This is a genomic window from Halovenus aranensis (genome assembly GCF_900100385.1).
GTDB classification, from domain to species: domain Archaea; phylum Halobacteriota; class Halobacteria; order Halobacteriales; family Haloarculaceae; genus Halovenus; species Halovenus aranensis.
Window position 1 is genome coordinate 1 of record NZ_FNFC01000001.1, and the last position, 23,652, is coordinate 23,652.

At 58.7% G+C, this 23,652-nt stretch carries 23 protein-coding genes, 1 tRNA gene and 1 pseudogene; 18 read left to right on the forward strand and 7 right to left on the reverse strand.

The window, feature by feature from the left end:
* The 7 genes and pseudogenes from BLR34_RS00005 to BLR34_RS00035 form a co-directional block, all read right to left on the reverse strand.
* Positions 1-298: pseudogene (locus tag BLR34_RS00005) on the reverse strand (IS5/IS1182 family transposase); the annotation flags it as partial.
* Positions 299-627: 329 nt separating this feature from the next.
* A tRNA-Arg gene (locus tag BLR34_RS00010) sits at positions 628-703 on the reverse strand.
* A gap of 47 nt (positions 704-750) precedes the next feature.
* Positions 751-1,836 (reverse strand): DUF373 family protein, encoded by a 1,086-nt coding sequence (locus BLR34_RS00015; RefSeq protein ID WP_092698147.1) that lies wholly within the window; start codon positions 1,834-1,836, stop codon positions 751-753.
* Between the two features lie 58 nt (positions 1,837-1,894).
* The gene (locus BLR34_RS00020) at positions 1,895-3,127 is read right to left on the reverse strand and encodes a HEAT repeat domain-containing protein (RefSeq protein ID WP_092698149.1); all 1,233 of its coding nucleotides are present in this window, start codon (positions 3,125-3,127) and stop codon (positions 1,895-1,897) included.
* 3 nt (positions 3,128-3,130) lie between these two features.
* Positions 3,131-3,940, reverse strand: a complete 810-nt coding sequence (locus BLR34_RS00025) for a CheR family methyltransferase (RefSeq protein ID WP_092698151.1) — start codon at positions 3,938-3,940, stop codon at positions 3,131-3,133.
* Entirely contained in the window at positions 3,937-5,877 is a 1,941-nt protein-coding gene (cheA, locus tag BLR34_RS00030) for a chemotaxis protein CheA (protein WP_092698153.1), read from the reverse strand. The genes BLR34_RS00025 and cheA overlap by 4 nt, the downstream gene beginning before the upstream one ends.
* 42 nt (positions 5,878-5,919) lie before the next feature.
* Positions 5,920-6,981: a protein-glutamate methylesterase/protein-glutamine glutaminase gene (locus BLR34_RS00035; protein ID WP_176765203.1), complete on the reverse strand. Its 1,062-nt coding sequence runs from the start codon at positions 6,979-6,981 to the stop codon at positions 5,920-5,922.
* A gap of 273 nt (positions 6,982-7,254) precedes the next feature.
* On the opposite strand from BLR34_RS00035, the gene BLR34_RS00040 reads away from it, so the two are divergent.
* The 18 genes from BLR34_RS00040 to flaJ all read left to right on the forward strand — a co-directional run bounded on the left by BLR34_RS00040 (position 7,255) and on the right by flaJ (position 23,604).
* The gene (locus BLR34_RS00040) at positions 7,255-7,683 is read left to right on the forward strand and encodes a chemotaxis protein CheW (RefSeq protein ID WP_092698157.1); all 429 of its coding nucleotides are present in this window, start codon (positions 7,255-7,257) and stop codon (positions 7,681-7,683) included.
* Positions 7,684-7,776: 93 nt separating this feature from the next.
* Positions 7,777-8,505: an RAD55 family ATPase gene (locus BLR34_RS00045; RefSeq protein ID WP_092698159.1), complete on the forward strand. Its 729-nt coding sequence runs from the start codon at positions 7,777-7,779 to the stop codon at positions 8,503-8,505.
* A 163-nt stretch (positions 8,506-8,668) separates the two neighbouring features.
* A complete protein-coding gene (locus tag BLR34_RS00050; RefSeq protein ID WP_092698161.1) occupies positions 8,669-9,007 on the forward strand; it encodes a winged helix-turn-helix domain-containing protein in 339 nt (112 codons plus the stop codon).
* Between the two features lie 66 nt (positions 9,008-9,073).
* Entirely contained in the window at positions 9,074-9,364 is a 291-nt protein-coding gene (locus BLR34_RS00055; RefSeq protein ID WP_449271816.1) for a DUF7521 family protein, read from the forward strand.
* A 285-nt stretch (positions 9,365-9,649) separates the two neighbouring features.
* A complete protein-coding gene (locus BLR34_RS17720) occupies positions 9,650-10,576 on the forward strand; it encodes an archaellin/type IV pilin N-terminal domain-containing protein (protein WP_092698163.1) in 927 nt (308 codons plus the stop codon).
* Between the two features lie 10 nt (positions 10,577-10,586).
* A complete protein-coding gene (locus BLR34_RS17725) occupies positions 10,587-11,528 on the forward strand; it encodes an archaellin/type IV pilin N-terminal domain-containing protein (RefSeq protein WP_092698165.1) in 942 nt (313 codons plus the stop codon).
* 10 nt (positions 11,529-11,538) lie between these two features.
* Positions 11,539-12,486 (forward strand): archaellin/type IV pilin N-terminal domain-containing protein, encoded by a 948-nt coding sequence (locus BLR34_RS00070; protein ID WP_092698167.1) that lies wholly within the window; start codon positions 11,539-11,541, stop codon positions 12,484-12,486.
* A 206-nt stretch (positions 12,487-12,692) separates the two neighbouring features.
* Complete coding sequence (locus BLR34_RS00075; protein ID WP_245683158.1) at positions 12,693-13,427, forward strand: DUF7500 family protein; 735 nt, start codon at positions 12,693-12,695, stop codon at positions 13,425-13,427.
* 88 nt (positions 13,428-13,515) lie between these two features.
* Complete coding sequence (gene cheY / locus BLR34_RS00080) at positions 13,516-13,875, forward strand: chemotaxis protein CheY (RefSeq protein ID WP_092698169.1); 360 nt, start codon at positions 13,516-13,518, stop codon at positions 13,873-13,875.
* Between the two features lie 2 nt (positions 13,876-13,877).
* Positions 13,878-15,095 carry a chemotaxis protein CheC gene (locus BLR34_RS00085; protein WP_092698171.1) on the forward strand — a complete coding sequence of 406 codons (1,218 nt, stop codon included), beginning with the start codon at positions 13,878-13,880 and terminating at the stop codon, positions 15,093-15,095.
* A gap of 1 nt (position 15,096) precedes the next feature.
* Positions 15,097-15,618: a chemotaxis protein CheD gene (locus BLR34_RS00090; RefSeq protein WP_092698173.1), complete on the forward strand. Its 522-nt coding sequence runs from the start codon at positions 15,097-15,099 to the stop codon at positions 15,616-15,618.
* A gap of 220 nt (positions 15,619-15,838) precedes the next feature.
* Positions 15,839-17,560, forward strand: a complete 1,722-nt coding sequence (locus BLR34_RS00095) for a FlaD/FlaE family flagellar protein (RefSeq protein WP_092698175.1) — start codon at positions 15,839-15,841, stop codon at positions 17,558-17,560.
* Positions 17,544-17,984: an archaellum stator protein ArlF gene (locus BLR34_RS00100; protein ID WP_092698177.1), complete on the forward strand. Its 441-nt coding sequence runs from the start codon at positions 17,544-17,546 to the stop codon at positions 17,982-17,984. The genes BLR34_RS00095 and BLR34_RS00100 overlap by 17 nt, the downstream gene beginning before the upstream one ends.
* 12 nt (positions 17,985-17,996) lie before the next feature.
* A complete protein-coding gene (locus BLR34_RS17215; protein WP_218120822.1) occupies positions 17,997-18,869 on the forward strand; it encodes an archaellum stator protein ArlF in 873 nt (290 codons plus the stop codon).
* A 67-nt stretch (positions 18,870-18,936) separates the two neighbouring features.
* Positions 18,937-19,410, forward strand: a complete 474-nt coding sequence (locus BLR34_RS00110; protein ID WP_092698179.1) for an archaellum stator protein ArlG — start codon at positions 18,937-18,939, stop codon at positions 19,408-19,410.
* A complete protein-coding gene (locus BLR34_RS00115; protein ID WP_092698181.1) occupies positions 19,407-20,177 on the forward strand; it encodes an archaellum protein ArlH in 771 nt (256 codons plus the stop codon). Before BLR34_RS00110 ends, BLR34_RS00115 begins: the two co-directional genes overlap by 4 nt.
* Before the next feature lie 2 nt (positions 20,178-20,179).
* Positions 20,180-21,853, forward strand: a complete 1,674-nt coding sequence (locus tag BLR34_RS00120) for a type II/IV secretion system ATPase subunit (protein ID WP_092698184.1) — start codon at positions 20,180-20,182, stop codon at positions 21,851-21,853.
* Positions 21,853-23,604, forward strand: coding sequence for an archaellar assembly protein FlaJ (gene flaJ / locus BLR34_RS00125; protein WP_092698186.1), 1,752 nt, complete (start codon positions 21,853-21,855; stop codon positions 23,602-23,604). The genes BLR34_RS00120 and flaJ overlap by 1 nt, the downstream gene beginning before the upstream one ends.
* Positions 23,605-23,652: the final 48 nt, after the last annotated feature.

The following is a 23,652-nucleotide window of genomic DNA, read 5'->3' on the forward strand; positions in this document are numbered from 1 at the left end:
TGTCTCGTGACGGCGGTTTTTCAAAGCCACAGGACAGCCAAGTCAGTGTATTTCGGAGTTCGCGTGTGACTGGACGTGTGCCGTAGATGCCTTTGTAGTAGCAGTGCAGGAAGCCTCGAAAGAGTTCTGGTGGCTTGTGTACTCGTGTTCGCCCCCGCTTCGAGGGGGCGAACACGTCGTACTCCAGCAGAAACTCAAACTCCAAGTACTCGAACAGCGGTGCTGTCTCCGTAGCCGCGACATTCAAGAAGTCGTCAACCGAAGCTACGTCTTGCAGGGTTGCACTTGTGCTGGACACACATTTTGCACCCTGCAGCCTCCATTGTGAGGCTTTCTATGACACGCTCGCTGATATGTTATCATACCGACGACGTTGGCTATCTTAATATCCGGCACAATAGGGAGTGAGAAAGCGTAGATTAATAAATTAGCTCAATCTCCATGGTGCAGAATTAACGAACTCACTCTGCCGCGCACTAGGTTTTATATTGTGCTCACTCAAATCCGTAGACGTGACGTAGGCGGTAACGGTGACACAACGAACTCAGCCGCTCGGCGGCCGTGTTTCACCCGAAATCGATAGACTGCGACGAGGTGAGCTGTGCTCGAAAAGCCCCGGTCAAGAAGCGGGCGTGGTGGGATTTGAACCCACGACCGTCGGATTAGAAGTCCGACGCTCTAGTCCGGGCTGAGCTACACGCCCTCGTGGGTGAATCAGACCCACCGACAGATAGAGATTTGGGTTCTCGATTAGCTCATCTTCTGTTGACGCTGTCGCCACGACTCGGCGACAGCAAACGAGAGCGTGCTGGCGACGCCGAGCAGTGTCCCTCCCGTGAGCATGAACGCGAGAAACTCCAGGCTGGCCTCGTCGAGGAAGAACCCGCTTACCCCCGCGAGGACGGCCGCGATGGCGACAATATAGAACGGAGCGTTGAGATAGCGCCAGTGGAAGCTACCGTCGAGATACTCGTCAGTGACACGACCGAGACTGCTCATCACGCCCGCGGCGGCGAACCACTGGACGGACCCGAACGTAAGCGCAGCGATAATCTCGACGACGCCGAGTCGCGCGCTCGCACCCTCACGCATCGCTTCGAGGGTCTGCATTCCGCTGACGCCACCGATGACCAGCAGTGCCAGTGCGACGACCGACGTGATGAGCGTCACCCGGCCGGTAAAGAGACCGGTCCGGACGCGCTCGACACCCCAGTCGACCCACTCCATGACACCGAACCCGCGGGCGAGTAAGTACAGGCCCAGCAGGCCGGAAACCAGCCCGAAGACCGTCCCCGGAAGGCCGAGCAGGTTGGCGAGAATCGTCAGCGGGTAGATGAGCAACAAAATGCCGAGTGGAACCAGCAACGTCCCGCGTGTCTCCGGGTCGTCCAGCACCTGCTTGATAGTGTAGTACATCGATTCGAGGTCCTGTGCCTGACGGACGACAACACGGCGAACGCTGTCAATTGTCACCCGCGAGCGAATCACCGGGAGGACAGATTCGTCCTGTGCACCGTCCGTGACGACAACCGCCCGCACGTCTTCGCCGGTGTCGAGTTCAGCCAGGACGCGGTCGACTTCCTCACCGACCTTTCGGTTTGCCTCGACATCGCGGCCGTCGACGCCGGTCACCGCAGCGACTTCGACAGCCTCGTCATCGAAGGAATCCACCTGGTGTAGCCCCTCAAACAGAACGTTCACGTCGCTGTCTTCGGGGTCTGCGATGGCGAGTGCAACCGCAGCCTTGCGGACGGCCTCACGACCGACGACCGGGGTCTCCATGCCGGTCTTCCGGCCGAGGTCGTCGTCCAGGTCGACACACAGGACCAGCAGCATACTCACGGCTACGATAGCCCGGTATATCTGCTTTCGGGAGCGCTGCTGTCTGAGTGCACTACTGGCTGGTCCGACCGCCGAGTTTCGAGAGCGCAGAGAACGCCCGCTTGCGGACGGTCTGGTCTTCGGTGTCCTCCAGTAACTGCTCGATTTCCTCGGCGGTCTCTTCGTCACCAATCTTGCCGAGCGTAAACAGTGCCTGGGCGCGAGCCTCGCTGTCGTGGTCGGTGTTCGTGGCGAGTGCGAGCAGTTCCGACTCGGCGTAGGTGCCACCGATTTCAGCGAGACTGGTCGCGGCGAACTGGCGTGTCATCTGCTCGCCGTCTTCGAGTGCGACCACCAGCGCCTCAATGGCGGCGCGGTTGCTGTCGTCGTCGAGCACGCGCCCGAGTAGCCACGCGGTGTTTCGCCGCTGTGACGACTGCGTGCTGCGTTCGAGAATCTCGACGAGCGGTGCGACGACTGTCTCGTCTTCGACCGCCGAGAGCTGTTCGACGACGGTCTCGCGTATCTCGTGGCTCTTCTCGGTCGGTACGTTCGAGAGCAACTCGATGAGCGAGAACACCGCTGTCCGTCGAACTGCCGCCGAGGCGTCGGCCAGCGCGTCGATGAGGTACTCGACGGGCCGGTCGTTGCTGAACTTTCCGAACCCGTTGACGGCGATTCGCCGGACACGCTCGTCGTCGTCGTCGTAGAGTTTGAGCAGTGCCGTCAGTGCCTGTCGGTTTCCAATACGGCCGAGAGACTCTGCGGCTTCGAGACGGACGGCTGCCGTCGGGTCGGTCAATAGCGATTCGAGGCCGTCGGTCGCCCGGGGGTCGTTGATGAGGCCACACGCACGGGCACTGCGAGCGCGGACCCGCGGGTCACCGTCCTGAAATCGCTCGACGAGTTCGGGGACCGCATCGGGGTCGCCGATTTCTCCCAGGCCGTTCGCGGCAGCCATCCGAAGCTCCGGAATGTCGGAGGATAGCCCCTGCATGAACGCCTTCGCGCGGACCCAGTCTGCGCCGTCGTCGATGTCGATATCAGCCATCGTCGCGATAAGCTGTTCGAGTGCGTCCTGGCCGAGGTCGTTGAGTGAGTCGATAGCCGCCCCGACGACGGCGTCGGAGTCGTCGTTCTGAGCGGCTGTAATCAGCGCCCGAACGATATCGTCTCTGTCATCGTGTTCCTCCAGCCGCCCGAGAAGCGTCGCTGCTCGCTCTCTGATGTTCTCGTTGTCGGAGTCGCGAAGCACCCGGATAATCTCCTGTGCGTTGCCGTTTCGTTCGTACTCGTACAGAGACATAACTCAGGTGCGCCGATAGATGCGCTGCTTTTTGTGGACGGGGTCGAAATCGTTCCGGCTCGCTGTCGGCAGCGTCTCAGTCATCCCAATCATGAGATATCCCCCTTCGCGCAGCGAGTTGCGAATCGTCTCGAAAATCGGCTCCTTGAACGACGCGTCGATGTAGATGAGGAGGTTCCGACAGAGAACCAGATCGAAGTTGCGCTTGGGGTCCCCTCTGATGAGGTCGTGTTGCTCGAACTCGACGAGGTTCTTGACGCGGTCTTTGACCTGAAACCGGTCGTCATCCTGGTCGATATACGGCGAGTAGTCCTCCAGGGGTTCGAGTTCCTCGGCGATATCCGTCGTCTGGGAGGTCTCGTAGACTCCGTGACGGGCCGTCTCCAGAATATCTGGGTTGATATCCGTCCCGAGCACGTCGATTCGCCGCTGTTCGATTTCGTCGTCGTCAAGCGCGAGCATCGCTACCGAGTACGGCTCGCGGCCGTCTGCAGCAGGCGCACTCCAGACCCGAACACGTCGGTGTGAGTCTGTCAGCTCGCGCAGCACCTCGCGCAGCTTCTCCCAGGCATCTGGGTTTCTGAAAAAGCCCGTGACGTTAATCGACAGCGAATCGAGCAATAGCTCGCGCTCGTCCTCGTGGCGGTCGAGATACCGCTGGTAGACGCTGTAATCGTCGTGGTCGGTCCGGCGCATCCGGGCCGTGATGCGACGGTCGAGGTAGGCGTCGTTGTAAAAGCCCGACTCGAAGTCCATCTCACGCTCGATGTACTCGAGCAGGTCGTTGAACGACCGCTCGTCGCCCCGGTTCATAGCGTGACCACGTCGAGAATGTGCACGATGTTCCCGTCGCCGAGCACTGCGGTCCCCGAGAGACCGGGCGTCCCGCTCAGGATGCCTTCGAGGGGTTTGACGACGACTTCCTCCTGTGAGTTGACCGCATCACACCGCAGGGCGACCTGCCGTTCTGACTCCCGGATGCGGACGAGCATCTCGCCGCCGGCCGTGCCGCCGTCCGCGGTGGCGCGCCGGGGCACGTCGAAACGCTCGTCGAGGTCGATGACTGGGTAGATTTCGTCGTTGTGTTTGATTACCTCCCTGCCGTTGACCTGTTTTACCTCGCCGGCACCGGTAATCTCGTCGACGTTTTTGATTGGGACGCCGTACTCCTCGTCGCCGACTTGGACGAACAGCACTTTCACGATAGCCATCGTCACCGGCAGCCGGAGCGAGACGGTCGTCCCTTCACCGAGCGCGCTGTCGACGTCGACAGAGCCATCCAGTTGCGTGACGGTGTCGTGGACGACGTCCATCCCGACGCCACGGCCGCTGGTGTCGGTCACTTCCTCGGCAGTCGAGAAACCCGGATGGAAGACGAGGTCGTAGATATCCGAGTCGTCCATCCGTTCGAGCTCTTCGGGCGAGCGGACGTTGCGTTCGATTGCTGTCTGCTCGAGTGCCTCGACGTCCAGCCCGGCACCGTCGTCTTCGACTTCGATAGTGACGTGGTCGCGCTGTCGAGAGGCCCGAAGCGTGACCTGTCCCTCGCGGGGTTTGCCTGCCTCGGCGCGCTCTTCGGGTGTCTCGATGCCGTGGTCGAGCGCGTTCCGGATGATGTGCATCAGCGGGTCCGAAATCTCGGTCAGAATCGTCCGGTCGAGCTCGATTTCCTCGCCCTCGATTTCGAAGTTGACCTCCTTGCCAAGCTCCCGAGAGAGGTCACGGACCATCCGCGGGAACTTACCGACAACTTTCTTCAGCGGAATTAGCCGCATATCCATCACGGTGTTTTGGAGGTTCGCGGTGATTTTATCGAGCTCGTTCAGCGTGTCACTCGCCGAGTCGAGGTTGTCCTCCTCGACCGCGCGGCGAAGCTTGATGCGGCTGGTGACAAGCTGTTCGACGAGTCCGTGCAGGTCGTCGAGCTGGTCGACGTCGACCCTGACCGACTTGATTTCGTCGACCTCGTGTTCGTCCGTCGACCCGGTCAGTGAGACGGAACTGCCTTGATCGAGCACCTCGTCGGTAACGTTCTCGACAGCGGCGTCTTCGACGCGACCCAGTGCCGCAAGCTCGTCTTCGACCGCGCCCGTGTCGTCGGCATCGAGCGCCAGCCCGAAGGTATCCTCGTAGCTACCGTCTTCGATGTCCTCGCGGTCAGGGTCTGCATCGAGGATATCGAAGACGTCTTCAACTGCCTCCAGTACGAACATCGCGTCAACGCCGGGCATATCACTGTCGCCGAGGTCGACCGAGGCGTGGATGACTTGGTGGTCGACCGCGTCGTCGTCGACGTCGATATCGGTGAGGTCTGTCTCGTGGTTTGACGACGTCTCTGGCTCCGACGATGTATCCGCATCGACCGAACCCGTTCCTTCTTCGAGTACCGTCCGCAACTGGTCGACAGTCTCGGAGGTATCAGTCGTCGATTCGCCGTTCTCTTCGATCTCCTTGACGATTGCCTCGATTTGGTCGACACCAGCGAAAATAAGATCCATCACGTCCGGCGTCACTTCGAGGTCTCCCTCGCGCATCTTGTCGAGTAAATCCTCCATCGCGTGTGCGAGGTCCGACGCGTCCTCGAAGCCCATCGCCCCGAAGTTCCCCTTGAGCGTGTGTGCCGTCCGGAATATCTGGTCCATCGCCTCCCGCGAGCTGGGGTCGGACTCCAGCTCGAGTAGCGAGTTGTTCAGCTTCGTTATTTCCTCTTCGCTCTCGCGAATGAACGCATCGAGGTACTGGTCTTCCATTGTTAGTACACCTCTTGTTGTCGATTCATAAGTGCTTCCCTGTCATTCGTCGTCTGGTATGTCCGTGCGTGCAGCGCGAGCGATGCCGTCGGCGATATCCTCAATCGGGAGGACTTCGTCGACGTAGCCAGTCTCGATTGCTCGTTTTGGCATCCCGAACACCGCTGATGTCGCTTCGTCCTGTGCAAAGGTCGTCCCGTCGACTGCCTTGATTGACTTGATGCCAGCGGCACCATCCTCACCCATTCCAGTGAGAATAACACCGATGAGTGGGTCGTCGATGACTTCGGCGGCACTCGACATGGTCATGTCGACAGCCGGCCGGACGCTGTTTACCGGCGGGTCCTCTGTCAGCTTCACACGGAGCCGACCGCTCCGGTAGTTCGAGACAACCATGTGTTTGCCGCCGGCAGCGACGAGTGCTTCACCGTCGCCGATACGGTCGCCGTCCGTGGCTTCTCGAACGTCGTACGGACTGCCCGAGTCGATACGGGAGGCGAACCGCTCTGTGAAGCCACCCGGCATATGCTGGACAATCAAAATCCGAAAACCGGCATCGAGTGGTAGCTCCGAAAGGACACGTTCGACCATCTTCGGGCCACCAGTCGAAGAACCGATGAGCAGCGTCGGGTTTTCGAGGTACGTCCGAGACGCCGTCTGTTCGCGGTCCGAAGACTGTGACGCCGCCGCTTCCTCGGTCGGGTCGACGCGTGCGACCGAGGTGACCATATCGACGATCTGGTCCTCTAGACGGGACATCTCCATCGAGACCTCGCCGCCGGGTTTACTGAAAAAGTCGACTGCCCCTTTGTCGAGGGCCTGGAAGGTCACGTCAGCGTTCTCGTCGGTGTGGGCAGAAAGCATCAACACCGGCGTCGGACACTTGTCCATAATCTCTTCGACGGCCTCGATGCCGTCCATCTCCGGCATCTCGACGTCCATCGTGACGACATCTGGCTCGTGTTCGACGACCGCTTCGACGGCCTCCAGTCCGTTTCGGGCCTGAGCGACGACATCGATGCCACCGTCCTCGAGCATATCAGTGATGACACTCCGCATGAAGTGCGAATCGTCTGCGACGATTGCGCGCGTCCCTGACATCAGTGACTCCTGCCGGTGGTCCCCGACTGTCTCTCCTGACAGTTGCAGTTCACTAGTTCAGCTTCGAGCAACGGCGAAATCGCTCCTAAACAACACTCGCTTCCCTGCATTCACAGTTGACACTCACGTGAGTATCCCAATAAAGACTCCGCCTCCGTAATCAAACGTGATAGCCCGGAAGGCAGATTTAAGTCCACGGCACCGGGAGAGTCACCACGTGAACCGGACGATGGTGCCGAGACCGCCAACCGTGCACCCGGAGCCAGGAGGTTACATATGAAAGCTACGACGACAGGGCAAGTCCTCGAGTTCAAGCTCGGTGACGAGACGTACTGTGTAAGTATCGATTACGTGACGGAGATTGTTGACGTCGGCGAGCTGACGACCGTCCCGAACTCGCCGCCACACGTCCAAGGCGTGATGGACTTGCGTGGGCGAACCACGTCGATTGTCGACCCGAAAGTGGTGTTCGATATCGACTCCGACCGGGAACCGGACCGAGTCATCGTCTACGACCCCGAAATCGTCGACGACCAGGCGGCCGCCGGTTGGCTCGTCGACGAAGTCAATCAGGTTGTACAGGTCGACAGCGGGGATGTCGACGATTCTCCGGCCGAAGACGAGGACGCTATCAACGGAGTCATCAAAGGTGAAGACGAGCGATTTGTCATCTGGGTCGACCCGGCATCGGTCCACAGCGCCTGACACACGGCTGTCGCTGGTCTCATCTACCGATGGTCAGTGGTGACGTACCAGATAACCCGGACCTTTTTAGCTACTGGGTCACCTCCACAGCATATGACCGAGCTTACAGAAACGGGCATCGCCGGGCTCGACGAGATTCTGAACGGGGGGCTCGTCAGTAACTCCACGACGCTCGTAAGCGGCAATCCCGGCGCTGGGAAGAGCATTCTTGGACTGCAGTACATCTACAACGGTGTGGAACGATTCGACGAAGACGGTCTCTTTCTCTCTTTCGAGGAGAACGAACGCGACCTGCGGGAAGCAGCGGAATCCATCGGCTTCGACAACTGGCAAGACCACGTCGAGGCTGGAAATATCGAGATATACGACAAACAGGTCTTGCTCCGAGAAAACGACTTTAGTTCGTCGCTCGAACTGCTGTTGGGTGATCTCAATGACGACCGCTACGAGCGTCTCGTGTTGGATTCGTTGGCGATGTTCCAGCTGTTTTTCGACAGCGAGCGTGAAAAGCGAACGTATCTCTTGAAATTTACTGACATCCTCGCCGAGAACGACCTGACGACGTTGATGACAAACGAACAGGGAGCTGTCTTTCCCGATACCGACGTTGGTCTCGAAAACTTTCTTACCGACGGGAACATCTTTCTCCTTCAGACGCCCACCGACTCGGGAGTTAACCGGTACGCCTGGGTAGCGAAGATGCGCAAACAAGATATCGACACCGACATCTTCCCGATGGAGATCCGAAAAGGCGAGGGCATCAGGATACACGAGAACGCGAGCGCCTTCTCGATGATGAACGACGAAGAATCCCCACTATAGCGACAGTATCTCCGGACTGAATACAATTATTGCCAACGAAAATGCCAGTATTGATGCCTGAAACTCTATCATTCTTCAGTTTCTGGACCGATATAAAAACCGTCTACTGGGGTGGGAAGTCCCGGTAGATTTATGACTCTCGTAATTTATAATCTGATAATAGATGCCATCAGTGGATCTATTGCAAACGCTCGGAAACAAATACAGCGCCGAGATACTCGACGCGACCGACGAGCCGCGGTCGGCTCAAGAGCTCAGTGACGAGCTCGATATCCCGATTGCGACCTGTTACCGGCGCATCGACGAACTTACCGAGCACGATCTGCTGGAGCTACACGATAACATCCTCTCCGACGACCGTCGGCGAATAAAGGTATATCGCCGTAACGTTGAGGCAGTACACATTGAGTTCGAGGACGACGAACTGTTTGTCGAGGTAGAGGAGCGCTCCGAGGTGGCAAACACACTTGATGAAGCCTGGAAGACTCTCTCTGAGGGATAGCCCGCGACGCTGGTACGGAAACTCACGTGGGTGGATTTAATACAGATGCACCTGTAGCTGGAGCTAGTGACCGCTACACCAGTTATCGAACTCTTATACGCAGTGGTGACCATCGTGTTCATCGTTGCTGGACTTACGATGGTTGGTATGGCAGTTCGCGCGTACGTGCAGACGGCGAGAACTGCGATGCTCCACCTCTCGATTGGCTTTTCACTGGCAGTCGCTGGAGCTGCAGCGACACTAATCAGTGCATTCTACAATGACTTCGAGGGTGCTCGGTTACTGCTGCTGGTCAAAAGTGGCTTCTTCACTGTTGGCTTTTTGTTCATTATCTACAGCCTGGTCGTCTACGAGTAGTGGCTGTGCTGGTGGTCACATTGTCGAGCTATGTGTAGTCACGAACAGTGCCCTTGATGTCGCTGCCATCCGAGTGTAAGGGTCGATGTCTGCCCGGCAACCGGTTTTTGCTGTTTTAAAATTCCTGAGGCCAATTATCGCGCGCTTTCACTCTACGGAGCGTATCTAGTATTGGCCGTATTGCTTCCGAAACTGCCGTTTTCATACACGATAATGGGTGCCATAGCCTTATTAGGGTAGCTTTGCAAGTGAGAAGTAAGTCTGGCAGGCCCAGGCGAGATAACCATGATACTGAACGATACCCAAGACAAAAACGAACGTGGCCAAGTCGGCATCGGCACGCTCATCGTGTTCATCGCGATGGTGCTGGTGGCGGCGATTGCAGCCGGGGTGTTGATTAACACCGCCGGATTCCTGCAGACGCAGGCCGAGGACACCGGGACGGAGAGTACAGCACAGGTGGCAGACAACCTGAACGTCATCACGCAGGTCGGGCAGGTCGGCTTCGACGGCGTCTTTACCGATGAGACGGCTGCGAACGCGCCCGAAAACTCGGGTGATGCAGACAAGATAGAAGAGTTGCGGATTGGTGTACAGCCAGCGGCCGGGTCGAACGACGTGAACCTGGCGGAACTGACGATGCAGTACGTCAGTGACAACGAGTTCGCTAACATCGTCGCTGGTCACAACATCAACGAACTCGAAACGGTCTCCAACATTTCGTATTTCGACAACGGAACTGTGGAGTACTGGCATCAGGCTGCGTTCGAGGACCGAGAAAACGACACGCGTGCGGGCGGGGACACCGACCCCGAGAACATCGTGTCGGTGCCGGGCGAGGCGAGCTACGTGGTCGAGCCGGTGAAGGCGGCCGACGACACGGATGTCATCATGACCGAGAACACGGACCGCTACGAGATCGTCATTCCGCTCGACGACACCCAGACCGCATTCAACCACAGCCGTGCGCTGGGCGATGACGCCGACAACGACGGAATCAATCAAATCGACTTCTCGGACAGTGCCGACGTGTTTAACGACACGTTCGCTGTTCCAAATGAAGAGACCGTTCAGCCGGGGCTGGACCTCCTGAAGGAGGGCAACAACGTTGAGCTGAAGATTACGACGGAAGTCGGTGCACAGACGGTCGCATTCCTGCAGGTGCCCGACTCCCTGTCGGCCGACGCTGACAAGGACACGGTCAACCTCTAGGGTGATTTAAATGAAGCTATTCAACAACCACGACAACGAGAACACCACTCGGTCGCGGGCGCAAGTCGGTATCGGCACGCTCATCGTGTTCATCGCGATGGTGTTGGTGGCGGCGATTGCAGCCGGGGTGCTGATTAACACCGCGGGCTTCCTGCAGACGCAGGCCGAGGATACCGGGACGGAGAGTACAGCACAGGTGGCAGACAACCTGAACGTCATCACGCAGGTCGGCCAGGTCGGTTTCGACGGCGTCTTCACTGATGAGACGGCGGCGAACGCGCCGGAAAATTCGGGTGACGCAGACAAGATAGAAGAATTGCGGATTGGTGTGCAGCCGGCGGCCGGGTCGAACGACGTGAACCTAGCGCAGCTGACGATGCAGTACGTCAGTGACAACGAGTTCGCCAACATCGTCGCTGGTCACAACATCAACGACCTCGAAACTATCTCTAATAATATCTCGATTTTCGACAACGGGACAATCGACGAATGGGACCAGACGGACTTCGAGAACCGTGAGAACGACACGCGTGCGGGCGGAGACACCGACCCCGACAACATCGTTGCGGTTCCGGGTGAAGCGAGCTACGTTGTCGAGCCGGTGAAGGCAAGTGACGACACGGATGTCATCATGACCGAGAACACGGACCGATACGAGGTCGTCATTCCGCTCGACGACACCCAGACCGCATTCAACTACACCAGTGCACTGGGTAGCGACGACGACAACGATGGAATCAAGCAAATTGACTTCAGTACGGGCAGCCCTGTCTTCAACCGTACTGCTGCAATCCCGGATGATGAGACGATTCAGCCGGGGCTGGACCTCCTGAAGGAGGGCAACAACGTCGAGCTGAAGATTACGACGGAAGTCGGTGCACAGACGGTCGCGTTCCTGCAGGTGCCTGACTCCCTGTCGGCAGACGCTGACAAGGACACGGTCAACCTCTAGGGTGATTCAAATGAAACTATCCAACAACCACGACAACGAGAACACCACTCGGTCTCGGGCGCAAGTCGGCATTGGCACGCTTATCGTGTTCATCGCGATGGTGCTGGTGGCGGCGATTGCAGCCGGGGTGTTGATTAACACCGCGGGCTTCCTGCAGACGCAGGCCGAGGATACCGGGACGGAGAGTACAGCACAGGTGGCAGACAACCTGAACGTCATCACGCAGGTCGGGCAGGTCGGCTTCGACGGCGTGCTTACGGATGAATCTGCAGCGAACGCGCCCGAGAATCCGGGTGATGCAGACAAGATAGAGGAGCTACGGATTGGTGTGCAGCCAGCGGCCGGGTCGAACGATGTGAACCTGGCGGAACTGACGATGCAGTACGTCAGTGACAACGAGTTCGCTAACATCGTCGCTGGTCATAACATCAATGATATTGAGGACATCGACAGCGATCACTTCGCTTACGACTCCGACGGACTTGTCACTGATTGGAATCAGAGCCAGTTCGAGGACCGTGAGAATGACACGCGTGCGGGCGGGGACACTGACCCGACGAACATCGTGTCGGTCCCGGGAGAGGCGAACTACGTGATTGAGCCGGTGAAGGCGGAGGATGACACGGATGTCATCATGACCGATAATACGGACCGCTACGAGATCGTCATCCCGCTTGACGACACCCAAACCGCGTTTAATAGTACTGAAGCGCTTGACCCCAATGCAGGCGACGACGGAATAAAAAAGATTAATTACTCTACTGCTAATTCAAACATTTTCGACAACAGCTCTGACATCCCGGATGACGAGACGATTCAGCCGGGGCTGGACCTCCTTAAGGAGGGCAACAACGTCGAGTTGAAGATTACGACGGAAGTCGGTGCACAGACGGTCGCGTTCCTGCAGGTGCCTGACTCCCTGTCGGCTGACGCTGACAAGGACACGGTCAATCTGTAGATAGCAGTCTGCCGTCGCAGTTCTCTTTTCGCATAATCTATTCGTGATAGAACGGACGAAAGACGTTGCCGCTTACATCGGCCGGTCCGTCTGCCGTATTACGCTTCTGTCGGCTAAATCATACGACGCTACAATAATCCACGTGTGATATGTAATTCTACAAATATGGAGACACGCTTTTACTCGTCCGTCACAGATAGTACGGTATGGCCGACAGGCCGCCCGACGATCTCGAGGACCTAGACGACATCGAGGAGGGGCCAGCAGACGAGGGTCGCGTCCTCGCTCCCGACGAGCTCGACATCACCGAAAGCGAGCACGTCGAGGAACTCGAAGAAGGGCGATTCGTCGTTTCACCGGACGGTCCGCCGAACGTCGGGCCAGGCCACCGCGAGGAGCAGACCGCATCTGAGTCACGCAGCCGACAATCTGACTCGCCGCGTCGAGACGACGACCCGGAGGAGTTCACCCAGCAATCACAGACCAGACGCACAGAGCGGTCCGAGCAGTCACGGTCAGCGTCGTCGGGCGGGACACGGGAGCGTCGTTCGCGTGACCGCCAAGAGCGCACACAGCGGACGAAACAGCCAGACGGAATCACACAGGAACGAGTCCACCAGTGGCTCAGACAGAGTTTCGAGGACGGACACACCCAGTACGGGTTCGACGTTACCGCGACCTTCGAGGGGTCGGTCAGCCAGCGTCGAATGGCCTCGAACGATGTTGTGACGATTTTCGAGAGTCTGATGCTCTGGTATGCACAGCAGGTCGACAGCGACACCCCGGTCGAGGAGATTCTCGGCATTTTGTTGACTGAAGCCAACGTCCCAATCCGGTATCCGCCAGAGAGCATTCATCAGCTGGTGAAATCGTCAAATCTCACTCCCGAGGACTCTATCGGGGACTTGCTCGAAGAAATCGACGACGGCGTGCAGTTTTGACCGTCATCCGCGCGCCGGGAGGCTATCAACGCCGATAATCAACGGGAAGGTTTTATTTACGTCATAGCAGTACCATTTGGTGAGAGACATGGCAGAAGTGCTCATCGCCGACGACTCCGAGTTCATGAGAAACCTCCTGCGCGAGATACTGGAGGAGGACCACAATATCATCGGGGAAGTCGAGAACGGCGTCGAAGCCGTCGAAATGTTCAAAGAAGAGGAGCCGGACCTGGTAATGATGGATATCGTGATGCCGATACGAGACGGCATCGAGGCGACCGACGAAATCAAAACCGAGTATCCTAATTCGAATGTCATCATGTGTACCAGCGTCGGACAGGAAGAGAAAATGAAAGAGGCAGTCAAAGCCGGAGCTGACGGCTACATCACCAAACCGTTCCAGAAACCCAGTGTGATTGAAGCGATTCAGGACGTCGTGCCCTCGTAGCAATGAAAATCGACGTTCAGTCGCTCGACACGTTCAATCAGTTGGCACACGAGGGGGCACAGGAAGCAACGCGTTCGATGACTCAGATGACGGGCATCGAAGCGACCGTCGAGGTAACCCGAATTTCGCTCGTCGACCGGAAAGACATCGGCGAAGAGCTGGGTAACGACGCCGAGTTCGTCGGCGTCCAGTTCGGGTTTGACGGCGCGCTCACTGGTGAGACTGTTCTCATCTTCGAGCGCGAGCAGAGTGCCGCAATCGTCGAGGCACTCGTCCCAGGGGGGATGGCAGACGAATCGATGGCACAGAGCAGTGTCAAAGAAATCGGCAACATCATGATGAGCGGATTCATCGACGGTTGGGCCGAACACCTCGGTACATCTATCGAACACACGCCACCGAGCTACATCGAGCGGCAGGGGAAAGATGTCCTGCCGGAGGGGCCCGAGACCGACGAACACGACCAGGTGTTCGTCTTCAGGAGCGAAATTCAGTGGGAGGGCGAAGACGTGAGCTTCTACATCTACATGTTGCCGGAGTATACGCCGCTGACGGAGCTGATGGCAGAACACGGCAGCAGCGGGACCGACGCGATTCCGATCAAAAAGCTCGCGGCGTTCAATCAGATGAACCGTGAGGGGACCAGACGGGCGGCTGAGAACGTCGAGATGATGTCTGGTATCGAGACGGAAGCAGAGGTGTCACAGATTTCGTTTGCCCCCATCGAGGACGTGCCAAAGCGGTTCGGCAAGGAGACACACGTCGGGACAGCGGTCGAGTTTACCGGTGCGCCGAGCGGGTTCTTGCTCGTCTTGTTCGACGAGCAGTCGGCGATTACCGTTGCCGAGGGGCTGATGCCGGTCGATATGGACAGCGACGAACTGACCGACCAACACAAGGCCGCAATCGAGGAACTCGGTAACATCATGACCAGTGGCTTCGTCGACGGCTGGGCGAACGTACTCCAGCGGTCGGTCGAACACACGCCGCCGCGGCTCGTCCACGACATGGGGCAAGCTATCATCGACCCGCTTGCGGCACAACTGGGCCAGCACCAGCGCCACGCGTTCATGATTGATTCGACGATGAAAACCGAGGAACTGGAATTCGAGAGCAAAATCCACGCCCTGCCGAACGAGCAGGAACTGCGGAAGGCGCTCGACGACCTCGACGTCGACAGAGCCGACCAGACGGAGGCTGACGCCGACAGGTTGTTCTAATATGAAAATATACGACGGGAGCGAGTCCGGGGACTCGGAAGAGACGACGCCAGAGCGAATCAAGGTCGGCATCGCGGAGTACGAAGTCACTGCAGACGGGGCGACGTTGACCACGAGTGGCCTCGGCTCCTGTGTCGGGGTTGCGCTCTATGACGAACACAGCGGCGCGGCCGGACTCGTCCACGTCATGTTGCCGGTCGCAGACGAGGTTGACGACGGGAAACCCGCGAAGTTTGCCGACACTGGAACCGAGCTACTCATCGAAGAACTTGAATCGATTGGCGCGAACAAACGGGGCATCGAAGCAAAAATTGCAGGCGGCAGCGACATGCTCGACTTCTCAGAGGGCGGGTCTGGAATCGGCGACCGAAACGTCGAGCAGGTCAAAGAGACACTCTCTGACCACAACATCTCACTCGCTGGCGAGGATGTCGGCGGCGACCACGGGCGCTCGGTTCGGCTGCAGGCCACTACCGGCGACCTCGTGGTCAAAAGCGCCAACCGACAGGACCGAACGCTTTAAGCTGTGTGACGCGTCCCCGTCAGACGACCGGCAGACTCGATTTCACATGTTGATAGAAACGGGGCTGTTCTCACTTGTTTCTCCGAAGAAATTAACGTCTGACTCTATGTACACTCTATTGGCGTAAATTCAACTCTGAAATATCTGAATACTTCACTAACTATCAGATATGATACTTAAAACAATACATTCAAGGGTATGAGCGCGGACCGTACGTACAATGAGTAGTTTCGTGTTTGCGTTACCGCTACAGGCCGCTGTGCCGGAAGCCGGGGCCGTGGCGGTGATGCTCGTCCTGTTCTCCGGGGGGATGGTCGGGATGAGCATCCGCAACATGTTCGAGTCAATCATGTCCGAAGAGGAGGACGGCGACGACCTCGGCATGAGTGGCGGTGGCGGCGGTGGCGGTGGTGGTGACTTAGCTGGTGGTAGTGGCGGCGACTTAGGCGGCGGTGGTGACGGTGGCGACCTCGGCGGGCTCGACGATGGCGACGATGGCGGCGACGACGACCTTGGCGGGCTTGGTGGGCTCGAAGACGACGACCTCGGTGGACTCGGCGACGACGAGTTCGACGACATGGGCGGCGGTGGTGGCGGTGCTGGCGGTGCTGGCGGCAACGTCGACGAACTCGAACACCGACTCGACGAGCTCGAAAACGAGGTCGGAAACCTCTCTTCGACCGTGAACACGGTCCGCAACGAGAACGAACAGATTTCCGAGAGTGTCGACGAAGTCGAGGAGAACGTTCGGAAGCTGCTCGACATCTACGAGATGGTGACCCGTGGCGTCAACCCCTTTGCCGACGACATCGACGCAGGGATGGGCGGCGGCATGGGTGAGGGGTCGTTCGGCCTGTTCGCCGACGAAGAGGAAGAAGACGAAGCTGTCGACGAGGGAATCGCCGAAGCCGAGGCCGAGGGCTTTTTCGACGATGACCTCATCGAGGAGGAAGACGAGGAGATGTCGATGGACGCCGACGCTGGCGATATGCTCGGCGGCGGGAGTCCAGAGCCCGAGCCAGAGGGCGGTGACGCCTTCCAGGACAGTTTCGACGAGGACTTCGGCGAGGAGGATTTCGAGACAGACGACACGGGCGGCGGAGCCGAGGAGTTCGCCGACGAGTCTGCTAGTGAGGACGACGACGGCGGTGGCTCGTCGTTCGAAGACCTGAAAGCAGAGTACGAGTCCGGGGAAGCAGACTGGGCAGGCGAGGAAGGCGAGTCTGCGGACGAGGAGATGGCCGACGAGATGTTCGACGAGGAAGACGACTCCGACGACGAGTTCGCTGAAGACGACCTGTTCGACGAGGTAATCGAGGAAGAGGAGACCGATGCGACACCAGCAACCGAGTCTGCCGTCGAAGAACCAGAGACCGAAGAGTCTCCCATCGAGGAGGGTCTCGAAGACGAGGCACAGGCACACACGGCAGTCGAAGACGAGCCAGTCGAGGAGACGACGACCGAACCTGAAGTTGAGGAGCCAGAACCCGACGACACCGTCACGACCGAAGAACCCGAAACGACGACTACAGAGCCCGCGACGACGGAGACGACTACCACGGCCACCGAGACCACCGAGGAGTCCACCGAGGAGTCCACATCCGGCGACGCGAGCGACGGAAAGCCGTACCTATCGACGCTCCCGGGCGGGTTCGCGGCCGAACTCATCGTTGTCGAGTGGCTCGAATTCCTCGTCGAAGAAGCAGGCGTCCGGGGGACCGCGCAGGCAATCGATTACTACGAGAGTATCGACTGGATAGACGAAGCCGTTGCCGAAGAGCTACAGTCCTATCTCGCCGGGTTCCAGGGCGCCGGCGACGGGTCACTGACAATCGACCACCACACGCAGAGTCTGGACTACATCGGCCAGCTAAACGGCAACGGCGCGGCCGCGACGCACGGGCTCCAGCACGGGGGTGGTGTGAATGGGCTTCAGCGTTAGCGGGGCGGCAGCGCTCATCTTTCTGAGCCTGTTCATAGCGTTCGGAGCACTGTATACCGCGACAGACAACTCTTTCCAGCAAGTGACCGACGCCCAAGACGACCGTACCGACCGCGCACTCGAGACGAAGAACACGGCTCTCGAGTTGTCGTCGGCGGTCTACGATACCGGCGCGGACGAGCTGACGGTAACTGCGAACAACACCGGCGCGACGACGCTGTCGCTGAACGCGACGAGTCTACTCATCGACAACAGCTTCCAGACCAACTGGGAAGCCAACGCGAGCGTCGACGGCAACGGTGAGACCGACCTCTGGCTGCCGGGCGAGACAGTGACGATAACCCTGAATACGACGAGCCAGCCCGCGAGCGTCTCGCTGACGGCACCATCGGGTATATCGGCGTCAGCCGAGGTGACAACATGATGGGGGGTAACGATGGGTGTTAGCACGAGCGGGAGTCTCCTGCTCATCTTTTTCGGGTCGTTCATTGCGCTCGGTGCCGTGTACACCGCGACCGGGAACACGACCGAGGCGTTCTCTGAGGCCTACGAGTCGCATCTCTCGACACAGGACACAATCGCAGAAACTGCTCTCTCACTCGAGGCTACCTACCACGAGACCGACGGCAACCTCACGATACGTGCGAACAACACGGGCTCACAGGACCTCGCGGTGAGTGACACCACAGTGCTGGTCGACGGGGTATTCCGGGCGGTGTCGCGGTTCCAGATCGCGACCGTCGACAGTCAGGATACCGACCTCTGGACGGTCGGCACACAGCTTCGTCTGGAGAATGCGACTGCCGAGCCCGGACGAGTAAAAGTCGTGACCGGAAGCGGCGTCGCTGCGACCGCTGCGGTCGACGTGATGGGGTTCGTTGAGGACAATCCACAGACGCTCGACCGGACTGACAACGGGACCGACTCGACGATTGCCTTCGACATCGAGACGAGTTACGACGACAACGTGACGCTCACAGATGTCAGCGTTGACGGCGTCGACGGTGAGGACCCGGCGAGGATTAACTACTCGAACGACCCGTCGCTGTCGGAACTGAACATTACGCTCGCGCCCGACCACGGCACTGCGGTTACGACCGCAGACGGAGAGTTCGCTATCGGCGAAACAATCGACCACAGCGGAGTCGTCTTGAGTCCAGACGGGACCGCCCGCTACCGACTCGGAGAGTTCCGTGACAGCAACGGGGACCCCGTCCCGATGCCGTTGACCAGTGTGACTGTGACGATAACGTTCCTCGACCCCGAAGGCGTCGAACGGACGTTCACCTTCACGGAGGGTGGTTTCTGATGCAACATCACCATTGCATTGCCGACAACCATACAAGCGACTGGATACTATATGAGGTGAGGAACTAATGGCAAGTGTCTCTGTCTCCCATCTTATTCTGTTTATCGCCAGCATGATTATCGCTGCGGGCGTCGCTGGCGTGTTCACGACGAGTGTCGACAATCTCTCGGAGGCAATCAGCGACCGGGGCGTGCAGGTCAGTGACAACGTCAGGACCAGTATCGAAATCATCAGTGACAGCGGGAGCGACAACGTCTTCGACAGTACGACCAACACGACGACGATATACGTCAAAAACACCGGGTCAAAACAGCTCAATCCCGTCGGGAGTCAGATTGATGTGCTGGTCGACGGTCGGTTCAAGACTGGCAACAACCTCAATATCACGGTTGCATCCAACGGAAACCCCGACGCCTGGGACACGAACGATGTTATCGAAATTACCATCGACGGCTATCTCGACCCCGGTGACCATCGGGTGCTCGTCATCGCCAACGGTGACGAGGAGACCTTCGAGTTCAGAGTGGAGGACAACGCATGAGTATCGCACGAAACGACCTGTACTCGATTGGTCTGGACGAACGGGACCGACTAAACAAAGAACTCGGCGGCGGCTTCCCGCCCGGTAGTATCGTCCTCATTGAGGGCGACTACGGGGCCGGCAAGTCCGCGATGAGCCAGCGATTCTCATACGGCCTCTGTGAAGAGGACCACTCCGTGACGCTCCTGTCGACAGAGCTGACGGTGGGGAGCTTCCTCGAGCAGATGCATTCACTGAACTACGGTATGGTGAATCACCTGCTCGACGAGCAGATTCTGTTCTTGCACGCGGATATCGGTGAATCGAAAAACTCCTTCACCGACACCGGCTCTGACGACGAGGACGACCGGATGGACCTGCTCAAACGGCTGATGGAAGCAGAGGTGATGTGGGACTCGGATGTCGTCATCATCGATACCTTCGATGCCATCCTGCGCAACGACCCTACCTTCGAGGCGCTGGTCCGGCAAAACGAGGAGCGGCAGGCAGCACTGGAGATTATCTCGTTTTTCCGAGATGTCATCGCGGACGGAAAGGTAATCGTCCTCACCGTCGACCCGACCACGCTCGACGAAGAGGCACTCGGCCCGTTCCGGTCTATCGCCGACGTGTTCCTCGAACTCGAGATGGTCGAGGTCGGGAACGACGTTCGCCGGCAGATTAGCGTGTTACGCTTTGCCGGCATGGGCGAACAGGTCGGAGACACCATCGGATACTCGGTGCGCTCCGGGACGGGCATCGTCATCGAAAGCAGGAGTGTTGCATAACCATGACAGACCACGGCAGACCCAACCCCTCGGACGAACTCAGACAACACGCGGCCCGCAGGCCACACCTCCGGGAACACCTCCAGAAGTTCAAGCAGATTACCGGCGAGTTCCCCATGTTCATCGAGGAGGCCGACGACGAGTACGAGAGCGACCGTCCGAACGTCATCTACCCCGTCGGCGGGCCGATTTACGCCCACGTCTACGGCGACCTCGGTCAGGACACCAAATACTACGCCATCGAGCCAGACTTGGCCGAAGACGAACGTGGCCTGTTCAACCAAGTGCGTGACCGCCTGCTCGAACGCAGCGTCACCAAACCGGCACCCCAAGACGAGGCCGAGTACGACGACCGCATCGAGGAACTGCTCCAGGAGACGACCTCGATTACGAGTTCCAGCGAGGGCGGTGGCGTCCTCTCGCGGCTGACGAATCTCACCGACGTCGGCAAAGTCGAGGTGACCGAGCAGACCTACGAGAACATTCGCTATCGCCTCAATCGTGACATCGTCGGCCTCGGGCCGCTGGAACCGGTGATGCGTGACCCCGCTAACGAGGACATTCACGTCATCGGACACACCGAGTGTCACGTCGACCATTCGGTCTACAGCATGCTCGAGACGACCGTCGAGTGGGACAGTCCCGAGCATTTCGACCAGTGGCTCAAGAACATGGGCGAGCGGATGGGCGACCCAGTCAGCGACTCCGACCCTGTGGTCGACTCGACGCTGCCCGACGGTTCGCGTCTGAACCTCATCTACTCCGACGACGTGAGCCTCAAAGGCCCCTCGCTCACCATCCGTCAGGGCGACGAAGTTCCGCTGTCTATCTTCCAGATTACCGCCTGGAACACGCTCAGCCCGGAACTGTCGGCGTATCTCTGGCTCTGTCTGGAGAACGAGCAGACGGTGTTCGTCGTCGGCGAGACGGCGTCAGGGAAGACGACGACGCTGAACTCGATTATGTCGTTCATCCCGCGAGACTCGAAAATTTACACCGCGGAGGACACCGCCGAGGTCCTGCCGCCACACAACACCTGGCAACAGCTATTGACCCGTGAAGGCGACGACGAGGACACCTCGATCGACATGTTCGACCTGGTGGCTGCCGCACTGCGGTCTCGCCCGGACTACATCATCGTGGGTGAGGTTCGTGGTGAGGAGGGTCGGATGGCATTCCAGGCGGCCCAGACCGGCCACCCGGTCATGTTGACCTTCCACGCCAGCGACATCGTCTCGATGATTCAGCGCTTTACCGGCGAACCCATCAACGTCCCCGAGACGTTCATGGACGTGGCCGACGTGGCGCTGTTCCAGAACCGTGTCAAGCAGGGTGACGACGTGCTCCGTCGGGTCACCAGCGTCCAGGAAATCGAGGGATACTCCAAAGAGATGGACGGTGTCGTCACCCGTCAGAGCTTCTTCTGGGACCCCGTCGAGGACGAAATCAACTTCCAGGGGCGGAACAACTCCTACGTGCTCGAAGAGCAGATTGCGACCCTGCTGGGGTACGAAGACACGCGAGACATCTACGACGACCTGGACTTCCGTGCCCGTATCATCGAGCGCGCAATTCAGGAAGGTATCACTGGGTATCACGAGGTGAACGAACTTATTACCGACTTCCAGCGCGACGGGGTCGAAGGACTGCCCTTCGACATCGTTCGGCGAGACTGATGTCTACCGACAACTCGAGTGCCACGCTCAATCTGACACTCTCGGAAAATCTTCAGTCGTTACTGCAGTCCTACCGGCAGATGCAGATGCCGATGGGCCAGTACGTCTCGTTTATCCTGATTCCCTCGATTGGCTTTTTCGTCGTGACGGTGGTGTTGTCACTCGTTTTGTCGTTTCCGATGATGGTCCGGGTTCCGATTCCGCTACTGGGGTCGCTGGCGCTGTTTTCGGCGGTGTTCTACCCGAAGATTTTGCTGAGCCAGCGCCAGCGCCAACTGGATAACCGCTTTCATCTGATGGTCACCCACATGACGATTCTGTCGACGACGAAAATCGACCGGATGGAGGTGTTCCGGACGCTGGCCGATGACGACGAGTACGGTGAGTTGTCGAACGAACTGCGGCGCATCGTCGAACTCGTCGACACGTGGAACCAGAGCCTCGACGACGCATTGCGCCGGCGGTCGAACGAGGTGCCAAGCGAGACGCTCGCGGATTTCTTCGAGCGACTCGCCTACACGATGGGTGCCGGACAGTCGCTCCGAGAGTACCTGCTCACCGAACAGGAGCAGATTCTGGAGAACTACGCCACTGTCTACGAGTCCTCACTCGAGAACATCGAGGTGATGAAAGACCTCTACCTCTCGATGGTGCTGTCGATGACGTTCGCGCTCGTGTTCGCGGTCGTCTTGCCGGTGTTGACCGGGACGGAGCCGACGCTGACGGTCAGTGCGGTTATCCTCCTGTACATCTTCGTCCAGACCGGCTTCTTCCTCGCGATGCGTTCGCTGTCACCGTACGACCCGCTGTGGTACCATCCCGACGAGAAACCGTCGGCCGTCGAGTCGACGATTACACGGAGTTTCTACGTCGGTGTCGGCCTGACCGGTATCCTGCTCGTTCTCTCGGTGACCGGCATCACCGGTCTCAGTCCAATCGGTCTGCCGACGCTTATCCCGGGCATCAGCACACTCCCACTCCCCTTCTATGCGGTCATTCCGGTTACGCCGCTGCTCATTCCCGGCCTCGTCCTCAACAAGGCCGAAAAACGAGTCAAGGCCCGCGACCAGGAGTTTCCCAGCTTCATCCGGGCGCTGGGAACGACTGAGGCCGTCAAACAGTCGACCAGTTCGGACGTACTCAGCACCCTCCGGAACAAGGACTTTGGCCCGCTCTCGGAGAATATCGACGACCTCTACAAGCGGCTGAACATGCGCATCGAGCCTGTCGAGGCGTGGCGGTATTTCACTGCTGACTGCCGGTCGTACCTCATTCAGACCTTCAGCGAGATGTACCTCATGGGTCGCGAGATGGGTGGAAATCCGCAACTGCTCGGTGAACTCATTTCGGAGAACATGAACCGGGTACTCCAGTTGCGTGAACAGCGCAAGCAGGCGACGACGACGCTCATCGGACTCCTCTACGGAATGACTGCCGCCTCTACGTTCGCCTTTTTTATCGGTCTCGAGGTGGTGAACGTTCTCTCTAACCTCGGACTCGACCTCAATACTAGTGCCGGCGTCGATGTGGGACAGATTATCCGGCCCGACGTGTACAACATTCCACTCATCGAGTTCCTCTTGGTCGTCGTCATCATGTTCTCCGCGATGCTGTCGGCGCTGATGGTGCGGACTGTCGACGGCGGCCACAAGGTGAACACGTACATGCACTTCGTTCTTCTCTCGTGGATTTCCTCGCTGGTCGCTATCTTCACCCGCTGGCTCATCAACACGTTCCTGGCTGTCGGTTAAATCGCGCCGACCGGTAACTTTCTTGCACATAGGCGTCGAACATGTGGT